The 1,367-nt window shown below is 63.8% G+C and carries 1 protein-coding gene; it reads left to right on the forward strand.

Annotation, left to right across the window (positions count from 1 at the left end; translation table 11 throughout):
• Positions 1-77: 77 nt before the first annotated feature.
• Positions 78-692 carry an IS21 family transposase gene (locus NG698_RS22115; protein ID WP_509908532.1) on the forward strand — a complete coding sequence of 205 codons (615 nt, stop codon included), beginning with the start codon at positions 78-80 and terminating at the stop codon, positions 690-692.
• The last annotated feature ends 675 nt before the right edge of the window (positions 693-1,367 follow it).

Raw genomic sequence — 1,367 nt, forward strand, 5'->3', positions numbered from 1 at the left:
ATTCGGTGGCCAAGTACGCCGAGCAGCAGGACTTCTCCCCGGCACCGCCGGCACCGTTGGCAAGGCCCGGAGGTTCGGTGCTGACCGGGTTCGAGCGCATCATTGAGCGGTGGCTGGGCGAGGACCAGCGGCGGCCGCGCAAGCAGCGGCATACGGCCAAGCGGATCTTTGACCGGCTCGTGGATGAGCATGGTTTCACCGGCACGTATTCACCGGTGCAACGGTTCGTGAAGAAGTGGACGGCCCGGAACCGGCAGGCTGGGGAGGGTTTCACCGAGCTGGTGTGGCCGGCGGGCACGGTGCAGGTCGACTTCGGGCAGGCCGAGGCGATCATTGCCGGGATCCGGCAGGTCCTGCACATCCTGGTGGTGAGCTTCCCGTTCTCGAATATGCGCTTCGTCCAGGCATACCGCGGCGAGACCGCCGAGTGTGTCTGCCACGGGCTGCGGAAGGTGTTCGAGCACATTGGGGCCGCACCGAGGCACCTGGTGCCCGATTATGTTCCGCGGAACATAATCCGGGACGAGCCGCGGGACCGTGCCGCCGAAGAACGCGAACATCTCCGCATGCGCGCGCAGCCACGAATCCTGCCGCATATCCAGGCACGCCTCCACGAACGCATACCTGCTGAACGGCAGACACGCGACGAACAAATACNTCCAGGCACGCCTCCACGAACGCATACCTGCTGAACGGCAGACACGCGACGAACAAATACACCTTCGAGACCTCTCCCGTTGCCGGATCGACCAGCTGCATCGTCGGCCCAGACCAGTCGACCTCGATGCTGCGGCCGGCCTTGTGGCCGACCCGGGACGAGGCGCCAGTGACCATCGCGTGATCGCCATAAAGCCTGCAGAACCGGTCATAACTCATCGCCGCTTGCCCCGCCCGACCGGATGCGTCGACATACTCCTGGTGCAGCAGCTTCAACGTCACCCCAACCCTGGCCAGCTCCCGGTGCACCTGGCCCCAGTCCGGCTGCATAAACACGCTCTCGCGCACCCCGCGGCCGGGAAATAGCGCCAGATAAACCTCACCATCAGACAAATCAGCAACGTCATCCCAGCCGAGCCCTGCCAGATCAGCAGCCTCGATCACCGCCTGAACGCTGTGCCGAGACATGCCCTGAGCAGACGAGATAGCCCTGCCCGATAGGCCTTGATTGCGAAACTGCAAAACCAGTTTCGCCTTGATCTTCCGTACCATTGCCGGTAATCCTTCCACCACGTGGCCCTCACGTGGTGGAAGGAGCCTTACAGATGGCGCTCACCCACACCGACACTGGCGCTCACCCACGCCAATCGGGATTCCGACCACGGCGCTCACCCGCACCACCTCTGGACCCCCTGAAGGCCAATATTCAG

The organism is Pseudarthrobacter raffinosi, from assembly GCF_023913735.1.
Taxonomy (GTDB): Bacteria; Actinomycetota; Actinomycetes; order Actinomycetales; family Micrococcaceae; genus Arthrobacter; species Arthrobacter raffinosi.